The organism is Variovorax trehalosi (assembly GCF_051216415.1).
Classification (GTDB): Bacteria; Pseudomonadota; Gammaproteobacteria; order Burkholderiales; family Burkholderiaceae_C; genus Variovorax.
This window is the reverse complement of the sequence record NZ_JBPJZG010000004.1, coordinates 699,042-725,108: the sequence shown is the minus strand read 5'-3', so window position 1 is coordinate 725,108 and position 26,067 is coordinate 699,042. Positions and strand designations below refer to the sequence as shown.

The 26,067-nt window shown below is 65.2% G+C and carries 18 protein-coding genes; 5 read left to right on the top strand and 13 right to left on the bottom strand.

The genetic code is table 11. From position 1 onward, the window contains the following. Window positions 1–16 precede the first annotated feature (16 nt). The 3 genes from ACSFA7_RS18825 to ACSFA7_RS18815 are packed head-to-tail and all read left to right on the top strand — an operon-like array spanning window position 17 to window position 2,943. Window positions 17–1,435, top strand: a complete 1,419-nt coding sequence (locus tag ACSFA7_RS18825) for a mannose-1-phosphate guanylyltransferase/mannose-6-phosphate isomerase (RefSeq protein WP_435500779.1) — start codon at window positions 17–19, stop codon at window positions 1,433–1,435. Next, window positions 1,432–2,235, top strand: coding sequence for an ABC transporter permease (locus ACSFA7_RS18820; protein WP_435500778.1), 804 nt, complete (start codon window positions 1,432–1,434; stop codon window positions 2,233–2,235). Before ACSFA7_RS18825 ends, ACSFA7_RS18820 begins: the two co-directional genes overlap by 4 nt. Window positions 2,236–2,238: 3 nt before the next feature. Further along, on the top strand, window positions 2,239–2,943 hold the full coding sequence (locus ACSFA7_RS18815) for an ABC transporter ATP-binding protein (protein ID WP_435500777.1): 705 nt from the start codon (window positions 2,239–2,241) through the stop codon (window positions 2,941–2,943). On the opposite strand, the gene ACSFA7_RS18810 is transcribed toward ACSFA7_RS18815, so the two are convergent. The 13 genes from ACSFA7_RS18810 to ACSFA7_RS18750 form a co-directional block, all read right to left on the bottom strand. Then, entirely contained in the window at window positions 2,944–6,957 is a 4,014-nt protein-coding gene (locus tag ACSFA7_RS18810; RefSeq protein ID WP_435500776.1) for a glycosyltransferase, read from the bottom strand. A gap of 42 nt (window positions 6,958–6,999) precedes the next feature. Continuing rightward, window positions 7,000–9,327 carry a glycosyltransferase gene (locus ACSFA7_RS18805; RefSeq protein ID WP_435500775.1) on the bottom strand — a complete coding sequence of 776 codons (2,328 nt, stop codon included), beginning with the start codon at window positions 9,325–9,327 and terminating at the stop codon, window positions 7,000–7,002. A 283-nt stretch (window positions 9,328–9,610) separates the two neighbouring features. Continuing rightward, window positions 9,611–10,648 (bottom strand): GDP-mannose 4,6-dehydratase, encoded by a 1,038-nt coding sequence (gmd, locus tag ACSFA7_RS18800; protein WP_435500774.1) that lies wholly within the window; start codon window positions 10,646–10,648, stop codon window positions 9,611–9,613. 221 nt (window positions 10,649–10,869) lie between these two features. Then, window positions 10,870–11,607, bottom strand: a complete 738-nt coding sequence (locus tag ACSFA7_RS18795; RefSeq protein ID WP_435500773.1) for a cephalosporin hydroxylase family protein — start codon at window positions 11,605–11,607, stop codon at window positions 10,870–10,872. Then, window positions 11,597–12,766 (bottom strand): class I SAM-dependent methyltransferase, encoded by a 1,170-nt coding sequence (locus tag ACSFA7_RS18790; RefSeq protein WP_435500772.1) that lies wholly within the window; start codon window positions 12,764–12,766, stop codon window positions 11,597–11,599. The genes ACSFA7_RS18795 and ACSFA7_RS18790 overlap by 11 nt, the downstream gene beginning before the upstream one ends. Then, window positions 12,661–13,503, bottom strand: a complete 843-nt coding sequence (locus ACSFA7_RS18785) for an NAD-dependent epimerase/dehydratase family protein (protein WP_435500771.1) — start codon at window positions 13,501–13,503, stop codon at window positions 12,661–12,663. The genes ACSFA7_RS18790 and ACSFA7_RS18785 overlap by 106 nt, the downstream gene beginning before the upstream one ends. Next, window positions 13,500–14,726: a methyltransferase domain-containing protein gene (locus ACSFA7_RS18780; protein WP_435500770.1), complete on the bottom strand. Its 1,227-nt coding sequence runs from the start codon at window positions 14,724–14,726 to the stop codon at window positions 13,500–13,502. The genes ACSFA7_RS18785 and ACSFA7_RS18780 overlap by 4 nt, the downstream gene beginning before the upstream one ends. Continuing rightward, on the bottom strand, window positions 14,723–15,283 hold the full coding sequence (locus ACSFA7_RS18775) for a dTDP-4-dehydrorhamnose 3,5-epimerase family protein (protein ID WP_435500769.1): 561 nt from the start codon (window positions 15,281–15,283) through the stop codon (window positions 14,723–14,725). The genes ACSFA7_RS18780 and ACSFA7_RS18775 overlap by 4 nt, the downstream gene beginning before the upstream one ends. Continuing rightward, window positions 15,270–16,340: a CDP-glucose 4,6-dehydratase gene (rfbG, locus tag ACSFA7_RS18770; protein WP_435500768.1), complete on the bottom strand. Its 1,071-nt coding sequence runs from the start codon at window positions 16,338–16,340 to the stop codon at window positions 15,270–15,272. Before rfbG ends, ACSFA7_RS18775 begins: the two co-directional genes overlap by 14 nt. Beyond that, complete coding sequence (gene rfbF, locus ACSFA7_RS18765) at window positions 16,337–17,110, bottom strand: glucose-1-phosphate cytidylyltransferase (protein WP_435500767.1); 774 nt, start codon at window positions 17,108–17,110, stop codon at window positions 16,337–16,339. The genes rfbG and rfbF overlap by 4 nt, the downstream gene beginning before the upstream one ends. A gap of 151 nt (window positions 17,111–17,261) precedes the next feature. Beyond that, window positions 17,262–18,593 (bottom strand): glycosyltransferase family 2 protein, encoded by a 1,332-nt coding sequence (locus tag ACSFA7_RS18760; RefSeq protein ID WP_435500766.1) that lies wholly within the window; start codon window positions 18,591–18,593, stop codon window positions 17,262–17,264. A 174-nt stretch (window positions 18,594–18,767) separates the two neighbouring features. Continuing rightward, on the bottom strand, window positions 18,768–19,928 hold the full coding sequence (locus tag ACSFA7_RS18755; protein WP_435500765.1) for a glycosyltransferase: 1,161 nt from the start codon (window positions 19,926–19,928) through the stop codon (window positions 18,768–18,770). A gap of 2 nt (window positions 19,929–19,930) precedes the next feature. Next, a complete protein-coding gene (locus ACSFA7_RS18750) occupies window positions 19,931–22,510 on the bottom strand; it encodes a glycoside hydrolase family 99-like domain-containing protein (protein WP_435500764.1) in 2,580 nt (859 codons plus the stop codon). A 762-nt stretch (window positions 22,511–23,272) separates the two neighbouring features. On the opposite strand from ACSFA7_RS18750, the gene ACSFA7_RS18745 reads away from it, so the two are divergent. Both ACSFA7_RS18745 and ACSFA7_RS18740 read left to right on the top strand, forming a co-directional pair. Continuing rightward, entirely contained in the window at window positions 23,273–24,628 is a 1,356-nt protein-coding gene (locus ACSFA7_RS18745) for a hypothetical protein (protein WP_435500763.1), read from the top strand. Window positions 24,629–24,650: 22 nt separating this feature from the next. After that, a complete protein-coding gene (locus tag ACSFA7_RS18740) occupies window positions 24,651–25,931 on the top strand; it encodes an FkbM family methyltransferase (protein WP_435500762.1) in 1,281 nt (426 codons plus the stop codon). Window positions 25,932–26,067: the final 136 nt, after the last annotated feature.

Below are 26,067 nucleotides of genomic sequence, written 5' to 3'. Positions count from 1 at the left end.
CACACCCTATAAAAAAATGCGCGTCCTTTCAGTTGTGCTTTCGGGGGGGGCAGGTTCCCGGCTTTGGCCAGCATCTCGGCAAGCCTTTCCCAAGCCCTTCATGAAACTCGGTGGCACCACCCTGCTCCAGCAGGCCATCGAGCGGGGCCAGGCCTGCGGCACGGGCGACCTGATGGTCGTCACCAACAAGGACCACCTGTTTCTCACCAAGGACGTGCTGCGCCAGATGTCCGACCCGCCCGAGGCCACGCTGCTGCTGGAGCCGCGGGGCCGCAACACCGGGCCTGCCATCGCCCTGGCCGCACTGCAGTGCATCCGGCAATTCAGCGGCGACACCGTGATGCTCGTGCTGTCGGCCGACCACCTGGTGCCCGATGTCGAGGCCTTCGTGGCCAGCGCCAACCAGGCGTTCCGCCTCGCCACCCAGGGCAAGCTGGTGGTGTTCGGCATCAATCCCACCGGGCCCGACACGGGCTTCGGCTATGTCGAGGTGGCCAAGGTCTCGCGCGAGAGCCAGGCTGCCAAGCGCTTCGTCGAGAAGCCCGACCTCCAGACCGCCCAGGAGTACTTGGCCACCGGCCGCTACTACTGGAACAGCGGCATGTTCTGCTTCACCGCGGACGCCATCGTCGCCGCCTTCGAGCGCCATGCGCCTGAACTGCTGGCCGCGGCACGCCGCGCGCTCGAGTCGTCGCAGGCAACGGGCGAGACGATCCAGTTCGATCTGCACACCTTCGGGCTACAGCCTGACATCAGCATCGACTACGCGGTCATGGAGCCGGCCGACAACGTGCATGTGGTGCCCGCCAAGTTCGGCTGGAGCGACGTCGGCTCGTGGCCCGCGCTGGCCAAGGCGCTCACGCCCGATGCCAGCGGCAACACCATGCCCTCGAACGTCGTGGCCATCGACACCACCGGCACCCACGTGCAGGTCGACAGCCACTCGCCCAAGCTGGTGGCCACGCTGGGCGTGCACGACCTGGTCATCGTCGACACGCCCGACGCACTGCTCGTGGCGCACAAGGACAGCGCCCAGGACGTGAAGAAGGTGGTCGACACGCTGAAAGCCCGCAAGCACGAGACGGTGCACTCGCCCGCGGTGGTGAACCGCCCGTGGGGCACCTACTCGGCACTGAAGGAAGAGGAAGGCTACAAGGTCAAGCGCATCACGGTCATGCCGGGAGAATCGCTGTCCTTGCAATATCACCACCACCGCGCGGAACACTGGGTCGTGGTTCAGGGCCGCGGCATCGTCCAGATCGGCGATGTCGAGCACGAAACCCTGCCCGGCCAGTACCGCTACATCCCCTTGAAAGAGAAACACCGCTTGACCAATATAGGCGACGAAGAACTGGTGCTCATCGAAGTCCAGTGCGGCGGCTACCTTGGCGAGGACGACATCGTTCGCCTCGCAGACACTTACGGACGCACATGAGCCAAGTTCACTCCAATCTGCATCGAAGCGCCATTTCCGACTGGTGGGAAGGCACCCGCCGTACCGACATCTGGTGGACGCTCGCCTGGTTCGACATCGTGCTGCGCTACCGCCGCTCCATGCTCGGGCCACTGTGGCTCACGCTGAGCATGGGCGTCATGATCAGCGGCATGGGGCCGCTGTATGCGTCGCTCTTCGGCACCAAGCTGAACGAATTCTTCCCGCACCTGGCGCTCGGCGTCATCTTCTGGGCCTTCTTCTCCAGCGTGGTGACCGATGCCTGCAATGCCTTCGTCGGGTCGTCCAACTACCTGAAGCAGGGCTACTTCCCGATCAGCCTCTTCGTCTGGCGCAGCATGGCGCGCAACCTGATCCAGTTCGCCCACCAGATCGTGCTCTACGTGCCGGTGGCGCTGTGGGCGGGCATCTCGCTTTCCTGGTCGGCACTGCTGGTGCTGCCGGCCTTCCTCATCCTGATCGTCAATGCGCACGCCCTCGGCCTGCTGCTCGGCCTGATCTGCACGCGCTACCGCGACGTGACCCAGATCGTGACCAGCGTGATGCAGATGCTGATGTTCCTCACGCCGGTGTTCTGGGTACCCTCGAGCCTGCCCGCGCGCGCCAAGTACATCCTCTGGAATCCCTTCGCGCAGATGCTGGACCTGTTGCGTACCCCATTGATGGGCGGCGTCGCCGATGCCCACAACTGGTGGGGCATCCTGGCCTGGACGGCGGTGAGCCTCATTGCCGCAGCCCTGCTGTTCGCCAAATACCGTCGCCGCGTCGTCTACTGGCTCTGATTCATGGCATTCATCTCTCTCAAAAACGTCGCCGTCAACTTCCCGATCTACGGGGCCGGTGCGGCATCGCTCAAGAAGACGCTGGCGGCATCGGTCACCGGTGGACGCTTCGGCAAGGAAACCGGCGTCACCGTGGTGCAGGCGCTCAGCGGCATCAACATCGAGCTCAAGAGCGGCGACCGGCTGGGCCTCGTCGGCCACAACGGCGCGGGCAAGTCCACGCTGCTGCGCACGCTCGCAGGCGTGTATGAACCCTCCTCCGGCGAATTCACCCGGCAGGGCTCGGTGGCGAGCCTGATCGACCCGTCGCTCGGCATCGAGATGGACGCCACCGGCATCGAGAACATCATGCTGCGCGGCCTCGTGATGGGCATGAGCAAGAAAGCGGTCGACCGGCTCACCGACGATATCTGCGAGTTCAGCGGCCTGGGCGAGTACGTCAACATGCCCGTGCGCACCTACTCCACCGGCATGATGATGCGGCTGGCGTTCTCGATCTCGACCAGCGTCGAGGCCGACATCCTCCTGATGGACGAATGGCTCTCGGTCGGCGATGCCGAGTTCACCGAAAAAGCCGAACAGCGCATGCGCGACGTGGTGTCCAAGTCCGGCATCCTGGTGCTGGCCTCGCACTCGCCGGACCTGATCGCCAAGGAATGCAACCGCGTGATCCACATGGAGCACGGGCGGATCGTCGAGGCTTCCTGATCAGTCGTCGCGGCGCCCGTTGCGGGCGTCGCGCTGCTGCGCCCTGATCTCGGCCAGCCGGTCCGCGGCCTTCTGCCCTGCGACATCGAGCGACAGCGCGCGTTCGGCACTGGCCTTGGCCGCAGCGCCCAGCTCGGCCGCCCAGGCCTGGTTGTCGAACACGCGCCGCATCAGCTCGGCGGCATGCGCTTCTGAGGGCTCGGCCCATTCGAGGTGCGCATCGTAGGGCGGGATCGACTTGCCCAGCTTCACGAGTTCGTAGTCCACCAGCAGGCTGTTGCTGCTGTCCATGAAGTCGACGTTGCCCGAGAAGTTGGTGGCAATGACGGGCTTGCCCATGAGCATGGCTTCCGCCATGGTGAGACCCAGGCCCTCGCTGCGATGCAGCGACACGTACGCATCGCAGGCGTCCATCAGCGAGAGCACGTCCTCGGGGCTGTAGACCTCGTTGATGATCGTCACGTTGGCCGCCGCGGCAGCCGCCGCCTGCAAGGCCTCGAACTGCTGCGGATGGCGATCGCCGAAGGAAGTCTTGAGCACCAGCTGCACCGTGTCGTCGTCACCGAAGGCACGCGCGAAGGCACGGATGAGCCCGATGGGATTCTTCCGCTCCATGACGCTCATCATGTGGAAGGTGAACAGGAAGGTGTAGGGCTCGTCCCGGAGGCCGAAATACGAACGCGGGCGACGCTCGAAGGGGCCGAGCTTCACGCCCGGGAACAGCGTGCGCACTGGCTGCGCCAGCCGGGCGCGCAGGCCCCGCGCGACGAACTCGGTGGCCGCCCAGACCTCGTCGACCTTCTCGGCATGCGCCACCCACGACTCGGGAATGGAATCGAACTCCCAGTACCAGTAGCCGATGCGATAGGTGCGCGGCGAGCGCTCGTGGAGATCGCTGCGGGCGAACGCCTGGTCGAAAAAGGGCTCGGGCTGCGCGTGGATCAGCGTGGTCCCGAAATCCTCGAAGCCGTCGAACTTCGCATGCGTCGGATCGTCCTTGCGGTCGGTCTTGAGGTCACGCAGCGAGGTCTGCACGCCGACGCGCTGCAGGCCTTCGACCAGCGCCTCGACCGAGACGCGCAATCCCGAGGGATAGGAGAAATGCCCGATCACGTTGACCCCCGGCGCGACCATTTCCGCCGCGACCTGTGCGGTGTCGAGCGCGGCGCACCATGCGGCGACCTCGGCCGACTGCGCTGCAGCGGGCGTGGCAAGCCATTCGATCAGCACAGTGGCATGGCGCGCATCGTCGAGCGCGCGCGGATGTTGCAGGCGCCAGTCCTCGCGGGCCAGGTAGGCCGTGCGGATCTGCGCTGCGGGCGTCATGTCCACTTGCCAGTGGGTCGGATCGGCCCATGCATCCTTCACGCGGTAGGTCGCACCGAACCAGGCCGCGAACGCACGCCGGCCGAACATGGTGAGGCCGTCCGGATAGAGCGTTTGCCAGGCGGGAGCGAAGGCATAGGCCCGCAGCAACTCGACGGCGGGCTGCTCCGATGCCTCACGCAGCAGCCACCAGACTTCTTCGAGCCGCAGGCCCGTGGCCTGGCGCCCCTGCCGCATGAACCACTGGAACAGCTCGAACTGCCCCGTCGGCAGCAGGCCGTGGGGCAAAGGGGTCTTGATGTCGTCGTGGAAAAGGTAGGTCTGGCGCGCGCGGGCGCCAAGGTCCATCGACAGGCAGCCGGCCACAAGGGCCCTCGCACTGCCGGACAGGTGCAGCGCCTTGCCGCCTTCGTTGGCGATCCAGCGGCCGAATTCACCGTCGGTGCCACCGGACAGCGCCTGCGGAAAGCGCCGGGCGATGTCGGGGCGGGTGCGCAGCAGGTCGAGGCACCAGCGCGCCGCCGACCAGGTGTCGGCGATGCGGTGCGCAGGCTCCGGGGGCCACACCACATCCTCCCTCGGCAGGCCCGCAGCCTCCAGGCAAGTGCGGTCGTTGGACAGGTCGAGCACCGTGGCCGGCAGCATCAGCGAGCCGAGCGCGCGCGTGTCGGCCATGAGGCTCTCGCGCACCGTGGGCGCGCCGCCCAGCCGCAGCGCGGGAATCGGCTCGCGGGCATCGAGCTCCGGATGCAGGTAGGGGTCTTCGTCGATGCCCAGCAGGCGGATGTCGTCGGCGAGGCGCTGCATGTCCAGCGTCGGGTTGACCGTGCCGCGCGTCGCGCCTTCGTGATGGCGCAGCCGGGCATGCGGCGCATAGGCCGTGCGATAGCCCGCGCGCCAGATGTTCAGGCACAACGCAACGTCGCTGCAGGCCACCAGGTAGGCTTCGTCGAACCCGCCAACGCGCTCGAAGGCCTCGCGACTCACCAGCTGGCACGCGCCCATGATGGCCAGCCAGTTGCGCGGATGGTCCGCGGACCCGAACACGCCCCACGCCCCGCTCTCGGCCGAGCGGTACATGAGCCCGCACAGGTGGACACCCACGCCGACGCCGCCGTGCTGCAGTTGCCCGTCGGGGTAGAGAAGCTGCGTGCCCACCACGCCGACCCCGGGACGCTGGGCGAAGCGCACCATCTCCTGGAGCCAGTCGCGGGACAGGACCTCGATGTCGTTGTTGAGGAACAGCAGCAACTCACCGCGTGCAAACGACGCGCCGTGGTTGCATGCCGCCGAGTAGTTGAATTTCTTGCTGAAATGAACGATCGACACCTGCGTGAGGTGCCGCAGCTCTTCGTAGTAGGCCTGCGTCTGGAGTTCGACCGAGCCGGTGTCCACCAGGATGATCTCGGTGTTGCCGTAGTCGGTGCCCGTCAGCAGTCCGTCGATGCAGGTGCGCAGCAGGTCGACCTTGTCCTTGGTCGGGACGATGATCGACACCAGCGGCTGATGGGCCAGCGCCCAGGTGGCCCGCTGCGTGCCGTCGGGCTGCGTCTCGATGGCGGCATCGACGCCATGGCGCACCCAGTGCCTGCGCAGCGCCTCGCGGTGTCCGGCCGCCTCCGGGGTCTGTGGGCCCGCGCGCTCCCGGTTGCCGCCGGTCTTCCGGTGGCACAACACCTTGGGAATGCGCGTGACGACGCCGGCCTGTTCGCTCGCCCGGAGGTTGAGGTCCCATTCGGCGCCGGCCTCGAGGGTCGGATCGACGCCACCCGCCGCCCGGACCACGCTTGCGCGCAGCAGCGTCAGGCGGCCGAAGTAGTTGAAGGCATAGAGCAGGTCGGGCGACCAGCCAGGCTTGAAATACGGGTTCTGGCGAAACCCTTCCGCGGAGATCTCGTCCTCGTCGCCGTAGACGATGTCGCTGTGCGGCGCGCGCGCCAATGCACTGGCGATTTCGTCGAGTGCGCCCGCCGCCACGATGTCTCCGGCCTCGAGCAACGCCACAAATTCGCCCGTGGCCTGCGCCGCACAGACGGCCAAGCCCCGCGAGCGCGAGCCCTCCGGGACCGCGACGCGGACGATGCGCGGCTCCTTGGCCAGCGTGTCCAGCGCGGACTGGATGGCCGCCCCCGCATCGCCGGTCTCGACCGCGACCAGGGCCTCCCAGCGCCTGGAAGCCTGGGAACGCAGCGATGCAAGCGTTCGAAGCAGCGCCTCGGGGTCGCGCTCGGCGGCCAGGAGAAAGGACAGCTGCGGCGCCTGGGGCGCATCGCCAGCGAGAGCCGATCGGGTCTCGGTGCCGGCGATCCACGCGCCATAGGCATCCTCGGGATCGGGCGTTCCGCCAAGCGACGCCTCCTCCGGACGCTTCATGCGCAGAGCGCGCAGCCGCTCCGGCATGCGCCAGGGCGTCAGCGCCCACCATGCGGCCTTTGCGCCGCGCCGCAGGTTGGCGCGCATGGGTTCCGGCATCGCATCGGCCGCCTTGCGCAGGGGCGCCGTGATGCGCCAGGAGATCGAGTTCTGGATCTCGCGCTGCTGCGTCAGCGCGGCATTCGCCCGCTCGTTCGCCGCCTCGAGCAAGGCCTCGAACGCGGACGCGCTACCGCCTTCGATCTTCTCGACGTCATCGGCAGTCGCCGGCCCCTCGTGGGCGGGGCGATTCGGGATCGATTCGTTCTTGTTCATTGAAAAGGCGTGACGACTCGAATGTGAAAACGCACGAATTTCTCAATCGGCCCGGGTCGGTTCGAACTCACCGTTTTCCCTCATGATCGCTTCGAAGAACCGCTGTTGCTGGTACGCCTGCCGCACGGCCCAGACCTTGTCCGCGGTGGCCAGCGCCTGCATGCACAGCTTGCGGGTCGCAGCCCTCGAATAGTGCTGCTCGACGTAGGCCAGTCCGGCCTCGCGCATGCGCAGCCACGATGCTTCGTCCTGGTAGATGCGCAGCACCTCGGCGGCAAATTGTGCGGGATCGTCCGTGATCGAAAGGTGGCCTTCTTCCGACGTCGCGATGCCTTCCGCGGCGATGCGGGTCGCCACGCTCGGAACACCATGGGCCAGCGCGGTCACCAGCTTTCCCTTGATGCCGGCCCCGTAGCGCAGCGGCGCCACGAACACGCGGGATGTCAGGAAGTACGGTGCGAGCTCCTCCACGAAACCCGTCACGATGACGCGCTCCGACGCCAGGTCCTGCACCTCCTTGGGCGGCTGGTTGCCGACGACCAGGAGCCTCGCATGCGCCGGCAGGTCGCGCTGCAGCGCGGGCCAGATCGACTGCATGAAGAACAGCATGGAATCGACATTGGGCGCATGGGGAAAATTGCCCAGGAACATGATGTCTGCACGGTTCGCGAAGCCCGGGGTGTCGCGAAAGACCTCCGAGATCCAGGGCAGCACGACCATGTTGTCGAGCGCGCGCGGCACGGCCGCCTGGATCACGTCCTTCTCGATCTGCGTGTGGACGAACGAGGCATCCGCACGCAGGAACATCTCGAGCTCGTTCTTCTTCGTGGACTCGGAACGCAGGAGCGCCAGTTGATCGTTGGCGTTCTCGGCCGCGCGCGCTTCGCGCAGGAAATGAAGGTCGACGTTGGCGAACAGCACGCGCGTGGCCGGTGCTTTCTCGCGCAGCTCCCCGTGGATCGCCTGCGCCACGTTGTAGCGGTACAGCAGCGCGTAGTCGAAGCAGTTGTCGAGATCGAGCACCTCGCCGATGTCGCTGGAAAACGGCTTGTAGTGGCAGCACACGCCTCGGCGCTGCAGCGCGGCCGTGTACTTCTTCGACCAGTACGGCGAGTGAAGCGGGAAGAAGCTCTCGCCGAAACCGGCCTCGCGGTAGGAGGCCATGACCTCGTTGGTCACGATCGAGCCCGAATCCTGGTCCGGCGTCGGCGTCAGTGCATCGACGAAGAGGATGTTCTGCCTGCTGCGCCAGTTGGCCGCGCGCACCGAGCTCGAGCCCGGCTGCGGGTGCGCCACCAGTTCGGCGCTGAAGCGCTCGGCGAACTTCTTCAGGTTGGTGACCTGGTAGGCCTTGATACCCTGCGTGACGTCGCGCCCATGGGTGATGCCTTCGTAGTGGATGACACGCGACGTGGGAACGAACCACACCTCGTAGCCGGCGCGGCGCAGCCGGAATGCCAGGTCGGCGTCCTCGCAGTAGGCCGGCTTGTAGACCGGATCGAAGCCGCCCATCGCATCCCAGACCGATTTGCGGATCGCGATGGAGGCGCCCGAGATGAAGTCGGCCTGGCGCGCGAAGCAGTACTGCGGCCGGTTGGGATCGTCGCCCCTGCCGTAGTTGTGGGCGGAACCGTCGCGCCAGAAGATGCCGCCGGCCTCTTGCAGCGTGGCGTCGTCGTTGAACAGTTTCGAGCCGACCATGCCGGCCTTGGGAAACAGGTCGAAGGCCTCGACGAGTTCGTCCAGCCAGCCGTCGACCACCCGTGTATCGCTGTTCAGCAGAACGATGATTTCGCCACGCGCCAGCTGCACGGTCGAGTTGCAGCATTCGAGGAACCCGCCGTTCTCTGCGCGGCGCTCATAGCGGATCCAGGGAATGCCCTTGAGCACGTCCGTCCGCGCGGCCGCGGGCGATGCATCGTCCGCCACGATCACCTCGACCGAATACTTCGAGCGCAGCCGAACGAGCGAGTCGAGGCAGTTCAGCGCGAAGTGCGTCTGCCCGTACACCGGGATGACGATCGAGACCTTGGGCGATGCGGCATCGATGGTGAGAAGCGGTGTCCTCGACGCCATTGCCCTGGCCGCCTCGACGACCGTGGCACCGGCTTCGCGCTGCGCGAAGTCGAAGCCCGCGCCGCCGAAGTACGCGCGGCCCGCCATCAATTCGTAGTGCACCACGTCGTCGGGCAGCGGGTACAGCCTGTCGTCTTCGAACCACGGGGTCTCGGCGACCGGTGCCTGCGGAAGGATGCGGCCGTCCGTCTTGCCATAGCGCACCCAGTGCGCCAGCGGATCGAGCCTTGCCTGCCGCACGTCGGGATTCCTGCCGAGATAGGCCCGCACCGAAAACCGGTTCGAGGGCTCCATGGCGTGCTTCCATCCGTGCGCAAGGTAATGCTGCAGCGGATCGGACACTTCCGCGGCAACGACGGGATACTCGCGGCGATAGAAGTCGGCGTCGAACAGTCCCTGTTCCCGGATCCCACGAACGATGGAAGCCCTGGAGCCAAGGCTCCTTCCCAGGTTGCGCGCCTGCCTTCCCAAGCGTCGGACAACCTTCTTGAGTTCGTTGATCACCATTCTTTTCCTTCGGCGTCTTGGTGCGCCTGTTCCGCGTTGCGGACGTGCGGGCCGGACGATCCGGCCACTGTCAGAACGAGTGACCGCTCTTGTTGCGGCGAAGGTCTGCTTCCACCATCATCGTGCAGAGTTGTTCGAGCGTTGTCGTGGGCTCCCAGCCGAGCTTTCGCTTCGCCCGCTCCGGATTGCCGATGAGCAGGTCCACTTCGGACGGTCGATAGAACTTCGGGTTCACCTTGACCATCGTCTTGCCGCTGGCGATGTCGATGCCGACTTCGTTCTGCTCCTCGCCTTCGAAACGCAGCTCGTAGCCTGCCGCCTTGAACGCGAGATCGACGAAATGCCGCACCGTCTCGGTCCGGTTGGTGGCCAGCACGAAGGTGTCGGCTTCGTCGACCTGCAGCATCCGCCACATGCCTTCGACATATTCCTTGGCAAAGCCCCAGTCCCGCTTGGCACCGAGGTTGCCCAGCTCCAGCACCTCGAGCTTGCCCAGCTTGATCTTGGCCACGGAGTCGGTGATCTTGCGGGTCACGAATTCGCGGCCGCGCAGCGGGCTCTCGTGGTTGAACAAGATGCCGCTGCTGCCGAAGATGTCGTAGCTCTCGCGGTAGTTGATCGTCATCCAGTGCGCAAAGAGCTTGGCGACGCCGTAAGGGCTGCGCGGATAGAAAGGGGTGTCCTCGACCTGGGGAATCGCCTGCACCTTGCCGAACATCTCCGAGGTGGACGCTTGGTAGAAGCGGATGCCGCGGTCGGTGAGGCGGATGGCTTCGAGCAGGTGGAGCGCGCCCATGCCGGTGATCTGCGCCGTGGCGTCGGGCTGGTTGAAGCTCACGCCCACGAAGCTCTGCGCCGCCAGGTTGTAGACCTCATGCGGCTTGGCCTCCTTGATGAGCGTCAGCGAGCTCCCGAGATCGGTGAGGTCATGCTCCACGAGCTTGAGGTTGGGATCATCTTGAATGCCCAATTCCTCGATCCGCCAGAAATTGACGGAGCTGGTGCGGCGGAATGTGCCGTGCACGACGTAGCCCTTGCTCAAGAGCAGTTGGGCCAGATAGGCGCCGTCCTGACCTGTAATACCGGTGACTACTGCGTGCTTTTTCATATGCGATCTCAAATCTTCTTCAGTTCAGGGCGGGGCGTGTAATTGTGCCGCAATGCATTGCGCTCCCCGCCGAAGCGCCATGCCGATCTGGCTACCCGGAATACGCTTCGCAAGGCCGCGCCATGACAACAACGCGCCTGCGCGCCAAAGGCGCTGTCAGTAAAACGTAATACGTGTGACGTTTTTGCCCAATCCTCCGATCTTCCGCCTTACGGTGCGATTCAGCGAACCCGTTTCAGGTACCCGTCGGGGGCCACGCTGATCATCAGCTTATGGTCGACCGCGCGGTCGATCTCGAATTCCGGATGCGTCTTCAGGTATTCGTGGACGGCCGTTTTCGGGTTGTCGCCCGGGCCCCAGGGGCGGTCGGGGTACATCTCCTTGGGGAGGTCCTCCACGATGGTGTCGAACACCACGCAGTAGCTGCCGACCGTCGCCAGGGGCGCGTAGGCCTCCAGCTCCGCCAGCACGTGGGCGTGGGTGTGGTTGCTGTCGAGACAGACCAGCACGCTCTTCCTGCCCGATGCGAACTGCCGTACCTGCTCGACCACCTCCGGCGCTGTGCTGGAGCCTTCGATCATCGAGATGCGGCGGGACATCGGATGCGCCTCGATCGCCTGGCGGTTGTGCGCGCGGATGTCGATGTCGAGCCCCAGGACCTTCGCATCGGCCGGGCCGCCGCAAGCGGCGTTGAGCTCGAGCATCGCGGCCGAAAAGATCAGCGATCCGCCGTGCGCGATGCCGGTCTCGATGATCAGGTCGGGTTGCACACGCCAGATGATCTCCTGCATCGCCACCAGGTCCTGCGGGTACTGGATGACCGGCCGCCCCATCCACGAGAAGTTGTACGAGTAGCCGGCCCTGATGGACGAATTCATCAGGTTCTGCGCGTCCTTCTTGAGCGTCAGGTTGGTTTCGTTGGCCGCGACGCGTTGCGCGACCTCTGCTTCAAAAGTCATGTTGATCTACCTTGACGAGATGGAATCGGTGATGAGACTGCTGCGCGATCTCATCGAAGTAATTGGAGTTCATCACGAACACCAGCGAATTCGCGGGAAGAACCTGGAGCGCGTCCGATGGCGACAGGATTCTGAGGCCGGTGCCGGCCATGTACCTCTGCTGCTTGACGGGATTGATGTCGATCGCAAGGTCGAGCGCAATGCCCTCGCGCTCCAGATGGTGCGCAAAGATCACGCCCTTCGACGATGCGCCCCAGATGGCCTTCGGGCCTTCGGTGCTGCGTGCGAGCGCCTTGCTTCGTTCGATGCCCCCCAGAAAATCTTCGGGCAGCGCGAACTCGCTCGCTTCGGGGGCGAGATCCTGCAATGTCGACAGGTCCGCCACGACGTACTGGTACTGGCCGCCGAAGAGATGGCCCACCTCTTCGATCCGGCCGAACATGCGCCGAAAGTCCGCCGCGCGAAAGTAGTTCACGTGCTCGTAGAAGATGTCGAACCAGGCGCGCCGCTCGCAGATCCAGTCGAAGCAAGGCACCTCGATGTAGATCTTTCCCTGCCCGCCATTGGCACGGGCCACCGCCCGAAGAAAGGACATCGGATCCTGGATGTGCTCCAGTACGTGCCGCAGCACGATGGCATCCGAGGTCATGCCCAGCGCTTCGGAAAAAGCCGCCTTCACTACATGCGGGCTGTCGCCCTCGTAGGCGGGATCGATTCCCGTGGCGTCGTAGCCGGCCGCGCGCAGGTGCGCCAGGAAATAGCCCTTGCCGCAGCCGACCTCGATCAACGAAGGCGTGCGGAAATGGCGCCGGACGATGCCCAGGACGTTGTCCAGGTGCTCGCGGAACACGGGCGAGCAGGCCTGCTCGTTCTGGTAGTCGGCGTCGTAGCTGAGGAGATCGGGATCGAATGCGCTGTTGAAGATCAGGCCGTTGGCCCGGCTCTGCGCGAGCACCATGCGCCCTCTGGGCGCACTGCGGGCCGCTTCGGCATGCGGGTAGACCTTGTTCTGAAGCACCGGCAGGTCTTCGACGCGGAGCAATTCACGGTCCATCAACGGTTCTCCAGACATTGCGTCAGTCGCGCGTTGCTTCCCCAGAACGCCATCGGTTCGTAGGTGGGATAGGGGAAGTGTCCGAGCGCCAGCTTCATGGGCCATGGGTGCGTCCCGAGCCATCCCTCGACCAGTGCGCGGACCGATACGGGGCGTCCCGAACAGACATTGACGACGCCCGCCCCGTTGGCACGGCACGCCAGCGCGACCAGCGCCGAAGCGACCGCTGAAACATGCAGGTAGTCGCGCAGCTGCTCGCCGCCCGACATCTTGAAAACATCGTCGCCGCGAAGGCCTGCCGCCATGAACTGGCTGTAGAGCGAGTTGGGCGCCTGCCCTTCCCCATGCATGTAGAAAAGCCGTGCCCAGGTCAGCTGGAGCTTGCTGCCGTCGCGCAGGAACTCGAGTTCGCGCCGCAACGCGTCCTTGGCAAAGCCGTAGGGATTGCGCGGATCCGTCACCAGCGACTCGTGCAGCTCGCCCGATTGCATGCCGTACTCGAAGCAGGTGCCGGTGCACAGCAGCGATGGCAGGCCCGCATCGACAAGACCGCGAAGGAAGCGGTACTGCTGCCCCAGCTGCAACTCGAAATGATGCAGCGCCTGGTAATTGGGCAGGCCGTCCCAGGCCAGGTGCATCACCACGTCGGGGTGCCCGAGCTTCGCGAACGCATCCGGGGCCTCTGCAGCGATGTCGAGTGCGACATGCCGCATGCCGGCCGGCAGCCAATCGCCGGCGGGGCCGCGCGATGCCGCCACCACCTCGACGTCGTCGGTGCGGGCAAGCGCCTGCAGCACGTGGCGCCCCACGAAGCCGCTGGCGCCGGTGACCGCGATCTTCATGCGACTTCGATCCCGGGCACCGCCCAGACGAACCGGCCGCCCCACTCGCGGATATAGGCCAGCTGATCCATGACCTCTGCCTTGAGGTTCCACGGCAGGATCAGGACGTAGTCCGGCCGCGCGCGCTTCAGGTGGGCTTCATCGACGATCGGAATGCGGCTGCCGGGCATGAAGAGGCCCTGCTTGGCTGGATTGCGGTCCACCACCCATGGCAGCAGGCCGGCGCGCACGCCGGCATAGTTGAGCAGCGTGTTGCCCTTGGCCGCGGCGCCATAGGCGCCGGTGCGCTTGCCCGCGCGCCGCGCTTCGATCAGGAACGACATCAGTCCGTCGCGCACGTCGTCGGCGCGCTGCTGGAAGCCCGCGTAGTAGCCGGAAGTTGCGACGCCCGCCGAGTCTTCCAGGGCCAGCACGCGGGACACGGCGGGCTCGACCGGCCGCCGGCCCGTGTCCAGCCGCTGCGCGAACACGCGCAGGCTGCCGCCATGGGTTTCGAGCTGCTCGACATCGAACACACGGAGCCCGTTCGCCTCGAACATCCGGCACACCGAGGTGAGCGAGAGGTAGGAGAAATGCTCGTGATAGATCGTGTCGAACTGGCACTCCGACACCAGCCGCAGCAGATGCGGAAACTCGAAGGTGGCCACGCCCTGCGGCTTGAGGACCGCGGCAAAACCCGCGACGAAGTCGTTGATGTTCGGCACGTGGGCCAGCACGTTGTTCGCCGCGGTGAGGTCGGCGCTCTTTCCGGCAGCGACGAGTTGCTCGGCCAAGGCCACGCCGAAGAATTCCTCGACGATCTCGATGCCCTTCTCGCGCGCCGCCTTCGCCGTGCTGGCCGTCGGCTCGATGCCCAGGCACGGAATGCCGGCGTCGCGCACGTACTGCAGCAGGTAGCCGTCGTTGGCCGCGACCTCGATCACGTGAGCGCTGCGGTCCAGTGCGAAGCGCTGCACGATGTCGCGGACATAGCGCTGCGAATGCGCGAGCCAGCTGGACGAGAAGGAGCTGAAATAGGCGTACTCGCTGGAAAACAGATCGGCGTGGTGCGCGTAGTCGTCGGTCTGCACCAGCCAGCATTGCGTGCAGGTGAAGACACGCAGGGGGTACCACTTTTCAGGCGCGTTCAGTTGATCGGCGTGCAGGTACGCGTTGGAAGGCGGTGCCGTCGCCAGATCGATGAACGGCAGACTCAGCTCGGTGTGACAGTGGCGGCATTTCATCCAGGAAGACCCGTGAACTCGGCGGTGATGAAGGGATGGCTGGCATCGCGGTCGGACATATCGCCGAATGCGAGAGGCCAGGCAATGGCAAGCGCGGGGTCGCGCGCGTTCAGCGCGCCCTCGGCCGCCGCCGCATACGGCGCCGAATGAAGATACAGCAGCTCGGCATCGTCGCCGAGCGTCTGGAAGCCATGGGCAAAGCCCTTGGGGATGAGCAGGCTCGTGGCGTTCCCGGCGCTCAGTATTTCGCCGTGCCATTGAAGGAAGGTCGGCGAACCCCGGCGAAGATCGACCGCGACGTCGAAGATCTCGCCGTGCAGGCAACTCACCAGCTTGTCCTCCGCGTGCGGCGGATGCTGGAAATGCAGCCCGCGCACCGATCCACGCCGGCGGGTCTGCGTATGGTTGATCTGGGCGATGGGCTCGGAGAATCCCGCAGCGGCCAGCTCCTCCGCGCAGAAGAAGCGGCTGAAGAAGCCGCGCGAGTCTTCGAGCTTCTGGCGCTGGATACGCATCACGCCCGCGAGCGGCGTCGCGCGGACGTCAAACCTGGCCATGCCCGCCGTCGCCCTGGTAGGCCACGATCTGCGATCGGCAGACCTTCTGCATGTCTTCGCCCGCGCGCCAGGCCCGATGCCATTCGACCGTCCTGTCGAGCGCTTCGTCGAGCGTCCAGCGGGGGCGCCAGCCCAGCGCCGCGCGCGCCTTGCTGCTGTCGAGCTTCAGGTAATTGGCTTCGTGCACGGTACCGGGAGATGTTTCCCTCCATTGCGCGCCGGGCACGCGGCGTGCAAGCCGGTCCAGCAGATCGCGCACCGGCACCGCATCGTCGTCGCCGGGGCCGAAGTTCCAGGCCTGCGCGAATGCGGGATTGCCACCCGCCAGGCGCTCCGCCAGCAGCAGGTAACCGCCGAGCGGCTCCAGCACGTGCTGCCATGGCCGGGTGGCGCCGGCATGGCGCACCTCCAGCGGCAAGGCCTTGTCGGTGGCGCGGAAGAAATCGGGCACTAGGCGGTCCTCGGCCCAGTCGCCCCCGCCGATCACATTGCCGGCGCGCGCGCTGGCCACGGCCACGCCGGCCTGTGCAAGAAACGAGGTGCGGTAGGCCGCGGTCACGAATTCGGCGCAAGCCTTGCTGCTGGCGTAGGGATCCAGTCCGCCGAGGGGCTCGTCTTCGCGGTAGCCCCAGTGCCATTCGCGGTTCTCGTAGACCTTGTCCGTCGTGACGCTGACAACAGCGCGGACACCGGTAGAAGCACGCACCGCTTCGAGCAGGTGCACGGTGCCCATGACATTGGTGGCATAGCTTTCCACCGGGTCCTTGTAGGAAGGGCGAACCAGGGATTGCGCGGCCAGGTGGAAGACGATCTCCGGCGCGGCTTGCCGAACGGCCTGCTGCAGCCCCCCGAGATCGCGAACATCGCCCAGCGTGTGTCCCGCCATGAGATCAGCGACGCGAGCTTGCGTGAACAGGTTGGTTGCCGTCGGCGGTGCGAGCGAATAACCGTGAACCTCGGCGCCGGCAGCCTGGAGCCAGAGCGCCAGCCAGCTGCCCTTGAAGCCCGTGTGCCCCGTGACCAGGACCCGTTTGCCGCGCCAGAAGGCCGTGTTCACGCCCACACCTTCCAGGGTGCGGCCTGGGTCGCCCACAGCTGCTCGAGGTGCATCTTGTCGCGCAGTGTGTCCATCGGCTGCCAGAAGCCCGCGTGCTCGAAGGCGCGCAACTGGTCGTCCTTCGCAATCCGTGCCAGGGGCTCGCCCTCCCAGCTGGCGCGGTCACCGTCGATGTAGTCGAGGCACTGCGGGGACAGCACGAAGAAGCCGCCGTTGATCCAGCCGCCGTCGCCGCGCGGCTTCTCGACGAAGCCACGCACCGCATCGCCGTCGAGCTCGAGCGCGCCGTAGCGTCCGGCCGGCTGCACGGCGGTGACCGTCGCCAGGCGACCGTGGGCACCGTGGTATTCGATCAGCTTGCCGATGTCGATGTCCGCGACGCCGTCTCCGTAGGTGAAGCAGAAGGCCTCCTCATCGCGCACGAATTCTGCAACCCGCCTGAGCCGCCCGCCGGTCATGGTGTCTTCGCCGGTGTCGACCAGCGTCACCTGCCAGGGCTCGGCCTTGCGCTGGTGGACATGCATCTGGTTGCTGCGCATGTCGAAGGTCACGTCGGACATGTGAAGGAAGTAGTTGGCGAAGTACTCCTTGATCATGTAGCCCTTGTAGCCACAGCAGATGACGAAGTCGTTGATGCCGTAGGCCGAGTAGAGCTTCATGATGTGCCACAGCACGGGCTTGGCACCGATCTCCACCATGGGCTTGGGCTTCAGGTGGGTTTCCTCCGAAATCCGGGTGCCCAGGCCGCCCGCGAGGATGACGGCCTTCATCGGGGGAGCTCCTTCTCGGGATGGCCCGGCAGCCAACGGCCGCCGGCTTCACTTGCAGCGCACATGCCACCAACGGAGTTCGTCATGTTCACGGATTTCATGGGGCGACATTGTGCGCTGGACGCGCGCCGGGAATCGAGGTTTTCCGGTCCTAAATCCGCATCAGGCGGAGCTTGCGGAGGATTCTGAAGAGCAATCTGCCTTGAAGCACCGACACCCTGGCGTCGACGGCTTCGAACTTCGAGCGCCAGGCATCGGCCTCGGCGCGCGCAGCCGCGGTCTGCGCGGTCTGGTCGGCGAGGCTGGACTCCAGGGCGACGCACGTCTGCTGCAATTGCGCGGCGAGCGTCTTCTGTTCGGACAGGGCCCGCTCCTTGGTCGCCGCGGTGCTCTTTGCTGAAGCGATCACCGCGCTGGCCGCCTTGAAGCTCCACAGCACCGACGCGAGAAATCCCTGCGGCCGGTCCGGCGTCGCGCTCTCGGCAACGACGTCTTCGGGCAGCAACAGGACCGAACTGTCGTCAACGCCGTCCACCCCTGGATCGCGAGGCTTTGCGGCGAGGGTGTCGATGAGCGAAAACGCCAGCGGCCAATCGCCCAGCCGGAATCCGGCTGCGGAGGCAGACGACACCAGTTGCCGGGAATCGAGCTCTTCCTTGGCGGCGATGTTCCAGATGCTCCTGTAGCGCTGCTGCATCTTCGCGCGCAGCGGCAGGTACTCTTCCACCGGGAAGAGGCCCCGGTCGAGGACCGCGCGGTCCAGCCGCTTGAAGAGCGTCCCCCACGACTTGATGTGCGACAGGTCGTACCCCATGCTGGCCTGATCGTCGTGTTGCGTGTAGACGGCGCCGAGCCTGTTCACGAGGTAGACCGGGTGCGAGCAGAAGATCTGGGCCTGGAAGTCGACGTCGCTGGGCAGCCCCACGTGCAGGTAGGGCGCGCCCACCTCCGCGAGCACCTTCGAGCGCCAGAGCACCGAGCTCCAGCTGTAGTGCCCGTAGCTGAGCCAGTCGCGCATGTGGTCGAGCGGGTTCACCAGGCCGAGCCGGATCTTTTCGGGATGCTCCGGGTATGTCATCCCGATGGCGCCGCCATCGGTGCGCGTTTCCGTCACGAAGACGGCGGCACCCACGTTCTCGTGCGCTTCGAGGATCCGGTAGGCGTCGTGCAGGAAATCGGGCAGCAGATAGTCGTCGTCGGCCAGCGGGACGAAATACGCCGCCTCGACGCTGTCCAGCGCTTTCGCGTAATTCGCATGTCCGCCGATGTTGGAGGCGTTGCGCACATAGACCACCCGCGAATCGCGTGCCGCCAGCTCGCGCGCAAAACGCTCGGTTTCGTCGGTGGATGCGTTGTCGAAGATGTGCAGGACGATGGGGACCCGCGTCTCCTGCAGCACGCTTTCCACCGCACGCCGAAGGCGCTCCTGGCGATTGAACGTGGGTATGACGACGGCGATCGTGCGCGGGGTACCAGGAAACATCGCGGCAACAGTTGTTTTTTGTTGCGCGCAGTTTATCCATGAACCTTCGTTAACAATAATTTTTCACAGAAGCAACCCGCAGCTGGAAAGCTCCTGCATCGCCAAGTCGCACATACGTGGTACGCGCAATTTTTTCGGAAGCGCCAGCCGCCCGTGCAACCGGACACCGCGCGCTCAGCGCTCCTGCTGGAGCGTCAACGCGATCCGTTGCAGCTGTTCGCGGTAGCGCAGGCCCTGCCGGCGATGCGAGAAATGCGTGCGCATGTGGATGCCGGCGCGCTTGCCCAGCTGCCGGCCGAACTCGGGATCGTCGAAGAGCGCGAGCACCTTCCGCGCGGCGTCGTCCAGATCAGCATCGGCCCACACCTGGTCCTGCCAATGCGGATAGTCGCCCTCGACCAGCGGGATGAGGTTGTAGCGAACACCCAGCGAGTTGTCGGGCGTCATGTAGTCCATGTTGCCGGACCAGGCCGTCACGATGGCCGGCTTGTCGAAGAACATGGCCTCCGCCGGCCCGAGGCCGAAGCCTTCGGCTCGGTGCAGCGAGAGGAAGGAATCGCAGACCCTTACGAGGCTCTTGACCTCCTCTTCGGACACCGTCTTGTCGATCAGCGTGACCCGGTCATGGATGGGTTCGATCTCGGCCTTGAGTCGCTCCAGCGACTTCGCATCGCGCGCCGAGTTGTTGATCTTCAGCACCAGCTGGAGCTTGGCCAGCGGCCTCTGCGCGAGCACGCGCTTGAAGACGTCGATCGCAGCCCACGGATTCTTCCGGCTGGCATAGGACAGCGCATCGAAGAAGAAAAGCATCGTGTAGCGAGACTCCGGAATGCCGAAGTATTTGCGGTCGAAGAGCTCGTGAACCCGCGGTTCGACGGCAATGGGCAGGTGGACGACCGGCTTGCCGACCGCCGCGCGCAAGGCCGCATCCACGTGAAGCGACGGCGACCAGACTTCGTCGAATCGCTCGATCTGCCGCGCCCACTCCTGCGGGTACCTCGGCAGCTCCCACATCGGATAGATGATGTTGTAGCCGCCGGCGAACGCACCCGGCAGCTTCTGCTCGATCGTGCGGACCACGGGATCGATCTCGTCCCCGTTGATGCAGAAGATCCGCACGGGTGCGGTGAACTGCTCGGTCAGCAGCGGGCCGAACTCCCGCGCTTCCCGCGCCATGGGCTGGGTCACCTTGTAGACGTCGTGCACCGAGAGGTTGCCGTACGCCGCGGCCAGCGAGCGCACCACGCCCCGGCAGTGGGCACCCATGCCGATGGCGGCATACGGGTGGCCGACGATCAGACAGTCCGGATTCTTGGAGTGTTCAGTTGCCGCCATGCTCAGCCGTTTCTCTTCTGGTACTTGTGTGATTCGAGCGCATCGCGCAGCGCGGTAAGGTAGGCATGGCCATAGCGCTGGTCGGGCTCCAGGTAGGCGCCCTCCCCCCACTCGTTCCAGGCGTTGATGAAGACCATCCGGCGCTCCGGTACGTTGAAGTCGCGCGAAAACTCCAGCGCGTGCTCCAGCCAGGCACGGAACGCGCCGGGGCTGGGGCTGTCCAGGATGTAGGGCGCATCCTGGCGGCGCGGCGTGTTGTCCCATCCCGGCAGCACGCCCGGGAAATGGGTGTGCGGCCGCAGCGGCAGCTCGGTGGCGTAGCGCGTGCCCACCGTCTCGTAGTCGTCGATGGTTCCGGTGAAGCGCGGGCCGACCGCCGACGGCTTCTTGGGGACGGGCGAGCCCATGTTGTGGGGCGGAAAGCCGATGCTCGCGTCGAGCCCGAAATCCGCCGCGTTCTTGAGCTTCCAGGCCAGGTCGAACGAATCGACGCTCGCGACGAAGATCTCGCCGATGCCGGCGCGCCGGCATTCCTCGCGCCACACGCTCACCGTTTCCGCAATCGAGGGCAGCAGGTCCCAGCGGTAGACGATCACCAGCGGCTTGCCCTCGATGCGGATGTAGCGCGCGTCGCGCATGAACCGCATGAGGTCGTGGATGATGGCCTTGTCGTCCTCGGTCGAGTATTCCTGCTTCAGCAGCAGGTCCTGGTCGCGGCCGTCCCACCGCCGGCTCCAGTTCTCGTTGGCCCAGCACAGGCAGAACGGGAAGTCGAGCGACTTGTCCTCTAGGTAGAGCTCCAGCGGCGCTTCGAGGATGCGGCGGCCGTTGAACCAGTAGTAGTAGAAGCAGAAGCCGTGCAGCCCGTATTGCATGGCCAGCTCGATCTGCTTGCGGATGCTCTTCGGATTCGTGAGGTCGTAGTGCCCGAGATCGGCCGGCAGGCGCGGCTGGTCATGCCCCGGGTAGTTGGGCTTGGCCTTGGACACGTTGGTCCACTCGGTGAAGCCCGGCGCCCACCACAGGTCGTTCTCCGGAACCATGTGGTACTGCGGCAAATAGAAGGCGATGGCCTTCACCGCGTTGTCGGCCTCCAGCTGCGCCTGCCAGCGTTCGGCAAAGTTCTGCGCGCTGCGCGCCGACTGCCCGTGCTTGTAGGCCGGCGCCAGCGACGACATCGTCTCGCTCATCAGGTGGACGATGCGCGCCGTCGGTTCGTAGACCACGCGAAGGCCGCGCGCGCGTACGCGAAAGCACAGATCCACGTCCTCGTAGTAGGCCGGGTGGAACAGCGGATCGAAGCCGCCCAGCTCGTCGAACAGCGCCCGCTCGATCAGGAGGCACGCGCCGGAGATGTACTCCACGTCACGACGATAGTTGAACCGCGGATCCTCGGGGCTGGCCCCGTGTCCGACGAGCGCCGCGGAACAGTCCACGCGGATGCGGCCACCGGCTTCCTGCAACATGCCGGACGGATACAGCACTTGCGGGCCCACAATGCCGACGCCTTCCTCGTGCGCCGCCACCATGGCATCGAGGAAGCCGTCCTGGACCAGCGTGTCGTTGTTCAGGAACAGCACGAACTTGCCGCGCGCCGTGGCCGCAGCCCGGTTGCAGTTGCCGCCGAATCCCAGGTTTTCTTCGGAACGCAGGAACGTGAGGCCCGACACGTTCGCCAGTTCGAGGCAATCCGGATCGACCGATGCATCGTCGGCCACGATCACTTCGTAGGACGCGCGGCAGTTGCTTTCGACGATGGCCCGCAGGCAGGAGCGGGTCAATGCCACCTTGTTGTAGACCGGAATCACGATCGAGACGAGCGGTTGCTCGAACGTCGGGATCACCAGGGGCGCGGCGGGTTCGCTCGCGGCGTCCTTGCAGACCGCGGTCACCGGGGTCTCGACGCGCAGGTATCGCTCCGCACGCCGCTGCTCGGCCTGCGCGAGCCGTGCCCGCATCGCACCGTAGCGCGACCACTCCCACCTTCCGTTCGCGACACGCGCCAGGCCTTCGTGCATACGGGCGCGCGGAATGCCGTCCCTGGCAAACGCCTCGGCGAAGTCACCGTCCAGTGCGTACGAGCTTTCCTGAACCAGAAAATGCGCAAGCTCATGCACCTTGTCGGCCCCGGCGGCCAGGTGCTTTTGCGCGTGCTCGACCAGGTCGATCGCAGAGGACGGATTCCTCAGGGCATCGTGCCGGTGCGCGAGGAAATGGGCCAGCGGATCGGCACCGTCGCCGACATCCCCGTAGGCCGCGCAGTACCACTCCGAGTCGAAGCTCGGATGGGGCATCCGGTGCTCGGGCGCTCCGAACAGCACGTAGTGCAGCAGCGGATTGAGGCCTGCCGCCTTCACGTCGAGGTATTGGTCCAGGTACCAGGTCGTGTTGAACAGCGGATGCGGGTTCCGGCCTTCCTTCCAGCCGAGGTCGACATAGTGGACGAGCGGATTCCAGCCAGCCTTCGCGATGTCCGGGTTCTGTTCCAGGTACCACGCCACATCGAACAGCGGATGTGGATTGCGCCCCTCCTTCCAGCCGAAGCGCAGGAAGTGCCGCATCGGGTTCAAACCGGCTTTCATGATGTCCGGATTGCGCTTTGCGTACCAGTCCGCATCGAACAGCGGATGTGGGTCCGGCAATGATTTCTCGCCGAATGAAATGCGCCCCTTTGTCGCCCGCTTGACCACCCGACCGGAAACGGATTTCAAACGGCGATACCAATAAATTGGATTTTTATTCATGTTTCTTCAGCCTGCGGGCCGACCCTTGTGGTTCGGCAAACTATTCGCAGTGGAATTCAGATTGACGACTGTATTTTTTGAATGCCGCCTCTCGGGCGCAGCACTGGTTTCGGCTGAATGAAATTTCCCGGGTTCATTCAAATCGCTTTTTTGCAGCGAATGTCGGGACGGAACCCTGAAATCCAAATAATTTCCGAATTGACAAAAATGCAAAATCGCTTACCCAAATCGAAAATGAATTCAGCAAATCATTCACTCCAGATGGCATGGCCTGATTCATTCGGACAGGATCTCGCTGCAACCCGGCGCACACGCCCCCTGTCACGCGGCGGCAACGATGGGGCGACAGCCCACGTACAACGGGGCAAGGCGACAGTCGTTGACGATCATAGCAGCCCGATTTTTGCCACTCGGGCGGCAGCGCCGCAGGTCGGCAGTTCACCTTCGGCTGCCAACGCAGGCTCGCCAACGACGAAATGCATGGCACGCGCTGGCGATGCCGCAAGGCACTTCGCGCGCGGGCCCACGATTCGGCTTCAGGTATAACGCAAGCCATCCGACGCCTCTCCTAGGAATCGCTTTAAAGCAGCGAACTATTCGATGAACCCCAGGTTTACGCCACAAATTGTAAAGATCGCCACTGTCGGCATATTCATTGTTTTCGTTCTTTTCATATTCCCCGTTTCTCGCTCGCATCCGTCGTCGGACGACTGGACCTACCCGGGAATTTATGGCGCGAACTGGAAAGAATTCCTTCAGTGGGTTGTCGCACAGCACGTCGACCACCGCATTCCCATCATCAAGCTCGTTCAATACGCCCTGTTGAAATTGAGCAAGTTCGATTTCCGGGTATTGCTGCTGTTCAATGCGGCCATGGCAACCGCGGGCGCCCTGGCGCTGGCCGGTGCGGCGCGATTGCACCGGGGTTCGGCGCACTGGGGCGATCTGGTCATTCCGCTGACGGTTCTGAACTTCGGCTTCGGGCTCTACCTGTGGGCGTTCTCGGCCCAGTTCAGCTTGTGCATTGCGCTCAGCTTCCTGTTTCTCTATTTGTTCATCAAGTCGCAAGCCGCCAACTCGAAGCCCTTTCTGATCGCGGCGATGGTGGCCCTGTGGGCCTGCGCCCTCTGCGGCATGAACGGGGCCATCGTCGCCACGGTGATCGCAGCGGCCCTCCTGGCGTTCGGGCTTCGTCAAAAGGCCTGGAAAACCCAACCCGCCATGATCGCGGGCCCCGTGCTCGTACTCGCCATGAACGCGGTGATTTTCCTCACGTGGCAGCCCTCGGGAACGACACTCGCGGCGCAGCAAACCGATCTCGCGACGCGCATGTTGTCCTGGGCGCGTCACCTCGTCGAATCCAGCTTCATCCTGGACGGCTGGCTGCAGGGCTACTGGCGTCCCATCCTCTGTTCACTGCTTTTCGGCGCGGCGCTGGTGCGCGCGCTGATCTACCTCGCCCCGGCCCTGCGCCGCGGCAACGCCGACATGGCGAAGGTCGCGATCTACGCCACCCTCCTTGCGTACGTCATGCTTTTCGTCTCGATCGTCCTGGGACGCTCGCGCAGCGGCGAATGGTCGCCGGGGCTGGAAATGCACTACGGCTACCTTGTCGTGGCCCTGGTTCCGCTTTCCTGGATCATCGTGACCGGATCGGGAAAGAAGTCCCTGGCACGGTGGGCGCTCGCGGCGGTGCTGCTCGTCGCCTATGGGCACGCTTTCAGGTGGGGCGCGATCTATCGCTTCCACGATGTTCGCGACAACAATGTCCTCTACACCAACGCCACCCTGGCCATCGGGTCCCAGGAGGCGCCGGAGGCCCTCGCCAAGCGCAAGATCGCCAGCTACTTCTTCGTCGACACGCCCGACACCCGTGACACCGTTGCACAGGGGATCGCCAAGCTACGCAGGGTGGGTGGCCCGCTCTACAAGGCGCAGCCCGCCGAATCGAACTGAACCCGGAGCGACAACGGCCTCCATGCACACCATCGAACCCCACCTCGTTGCCACGCGCTACGGCAGGATGCACCTGCTCGGGCGGGATTCCATCGTGTCGGAATCGCTGGCGTTGTACGGCGAGTGGGCCCAGCGCGAAATCGACTTTCTCGCCCATTTCATTGCACCGGACGCCACGGTGCTGGACATCGGTGCCTTCATCGGAACGCACACGCTGGCCTTCTCCACGCTGGTGGGCGAGCAAGGCACAGTGATCGCGTTCGAGCCGCGCGCCGAAGCCTTCGGCCTGCTGTCGCGCAACGTCCAAGACAACCAGCGGACGAACGTCCGCCTGCACCAGCGGGGCGTCTCCGATGCGCCGGCCACCATCACGCTGCACCGGCTCGCGCCGGGCGCGCTGACGAACTTTGCGGGGCTTGCGCTCGAGGACGACGATGCCGGAGCGGCCTCCGGCCCAGCCTATGAAGTGCCGCTCGTGACGGTCGACAGCCTCGCGCTTTCGGCGGTCGGGCTGCTGAAGATCGACGTCGAGGGAATGGAGAGACAGGTGCTCGACGGCGCTCGCGAAACCATTGCCACCTTCCAGCCCGCGGTGTTTGCCGAGGCCAATTCGATCAGTGCCGGACTGAAGATCCTCGACTGGTGCCAGGCCAGCGGCTACGAATGCCTCGGTCACCTGACCGACGCGTTCAATCCGGGCAACTTCAACGGCGAGACGCGGAACATCTTCGACGACGGCAAGGAGCTCAACCTCCTTCTTCTGCCATCGGGCCGGGCAATCCCTCCCGGAGCACCGCGCGTGTTCCCCATCGACAACGCGGACGACATCGCGGCCCTGCTTCTGCACAAGCCGCAGTACCCCCACGAGGTGCTGAGCCTTGCGAACAGGACGGAGGGACCGGGCCTGTCCTATCCCTCGCCGGCGGCGGTGGAGGCGCGCCAGAGACTCGAGAACGAGGTGTCCGATCTCCAATCCGAAATACAGGCAGCCGGGGTCGCGCAGCTGGCGCAGGCGACGGCATTGCAGGCCACCGCAGAGGCGGCGCGGCGCCAGGCAGATGCGCTTCAGGCGCAGCTGGCGGAGGCATCCACGACGAGCGAACGCGTCAATCGCCAACTGGCAAGCACCGCCAGCGAGCTCGAGCAAACGAACGAACGCCTCGACGAACTGAAGGCGCAGCACGAAACGGCCCTTGCCGCATTGACGGCCCTGCGCGAGAGCCGCTCGTGGAGATTCACCGCGCCGCTGCGGTCTGCGAGCCGTCGGCTTCGCGCCGTCCTGAACCGTTTCAAGCCCCGTTGACGCGAGGCGCGGGGCCGCGCGAACCCCGGTTTCCACGCCCCTTGGGCAGCGTCTTTCCCTCTGTTCAATGCAAATAGAATCCCCGTTTCTGCATCCATCTCGCGAACATGTGTACCGTTGCTGCACCTCCAGTCTC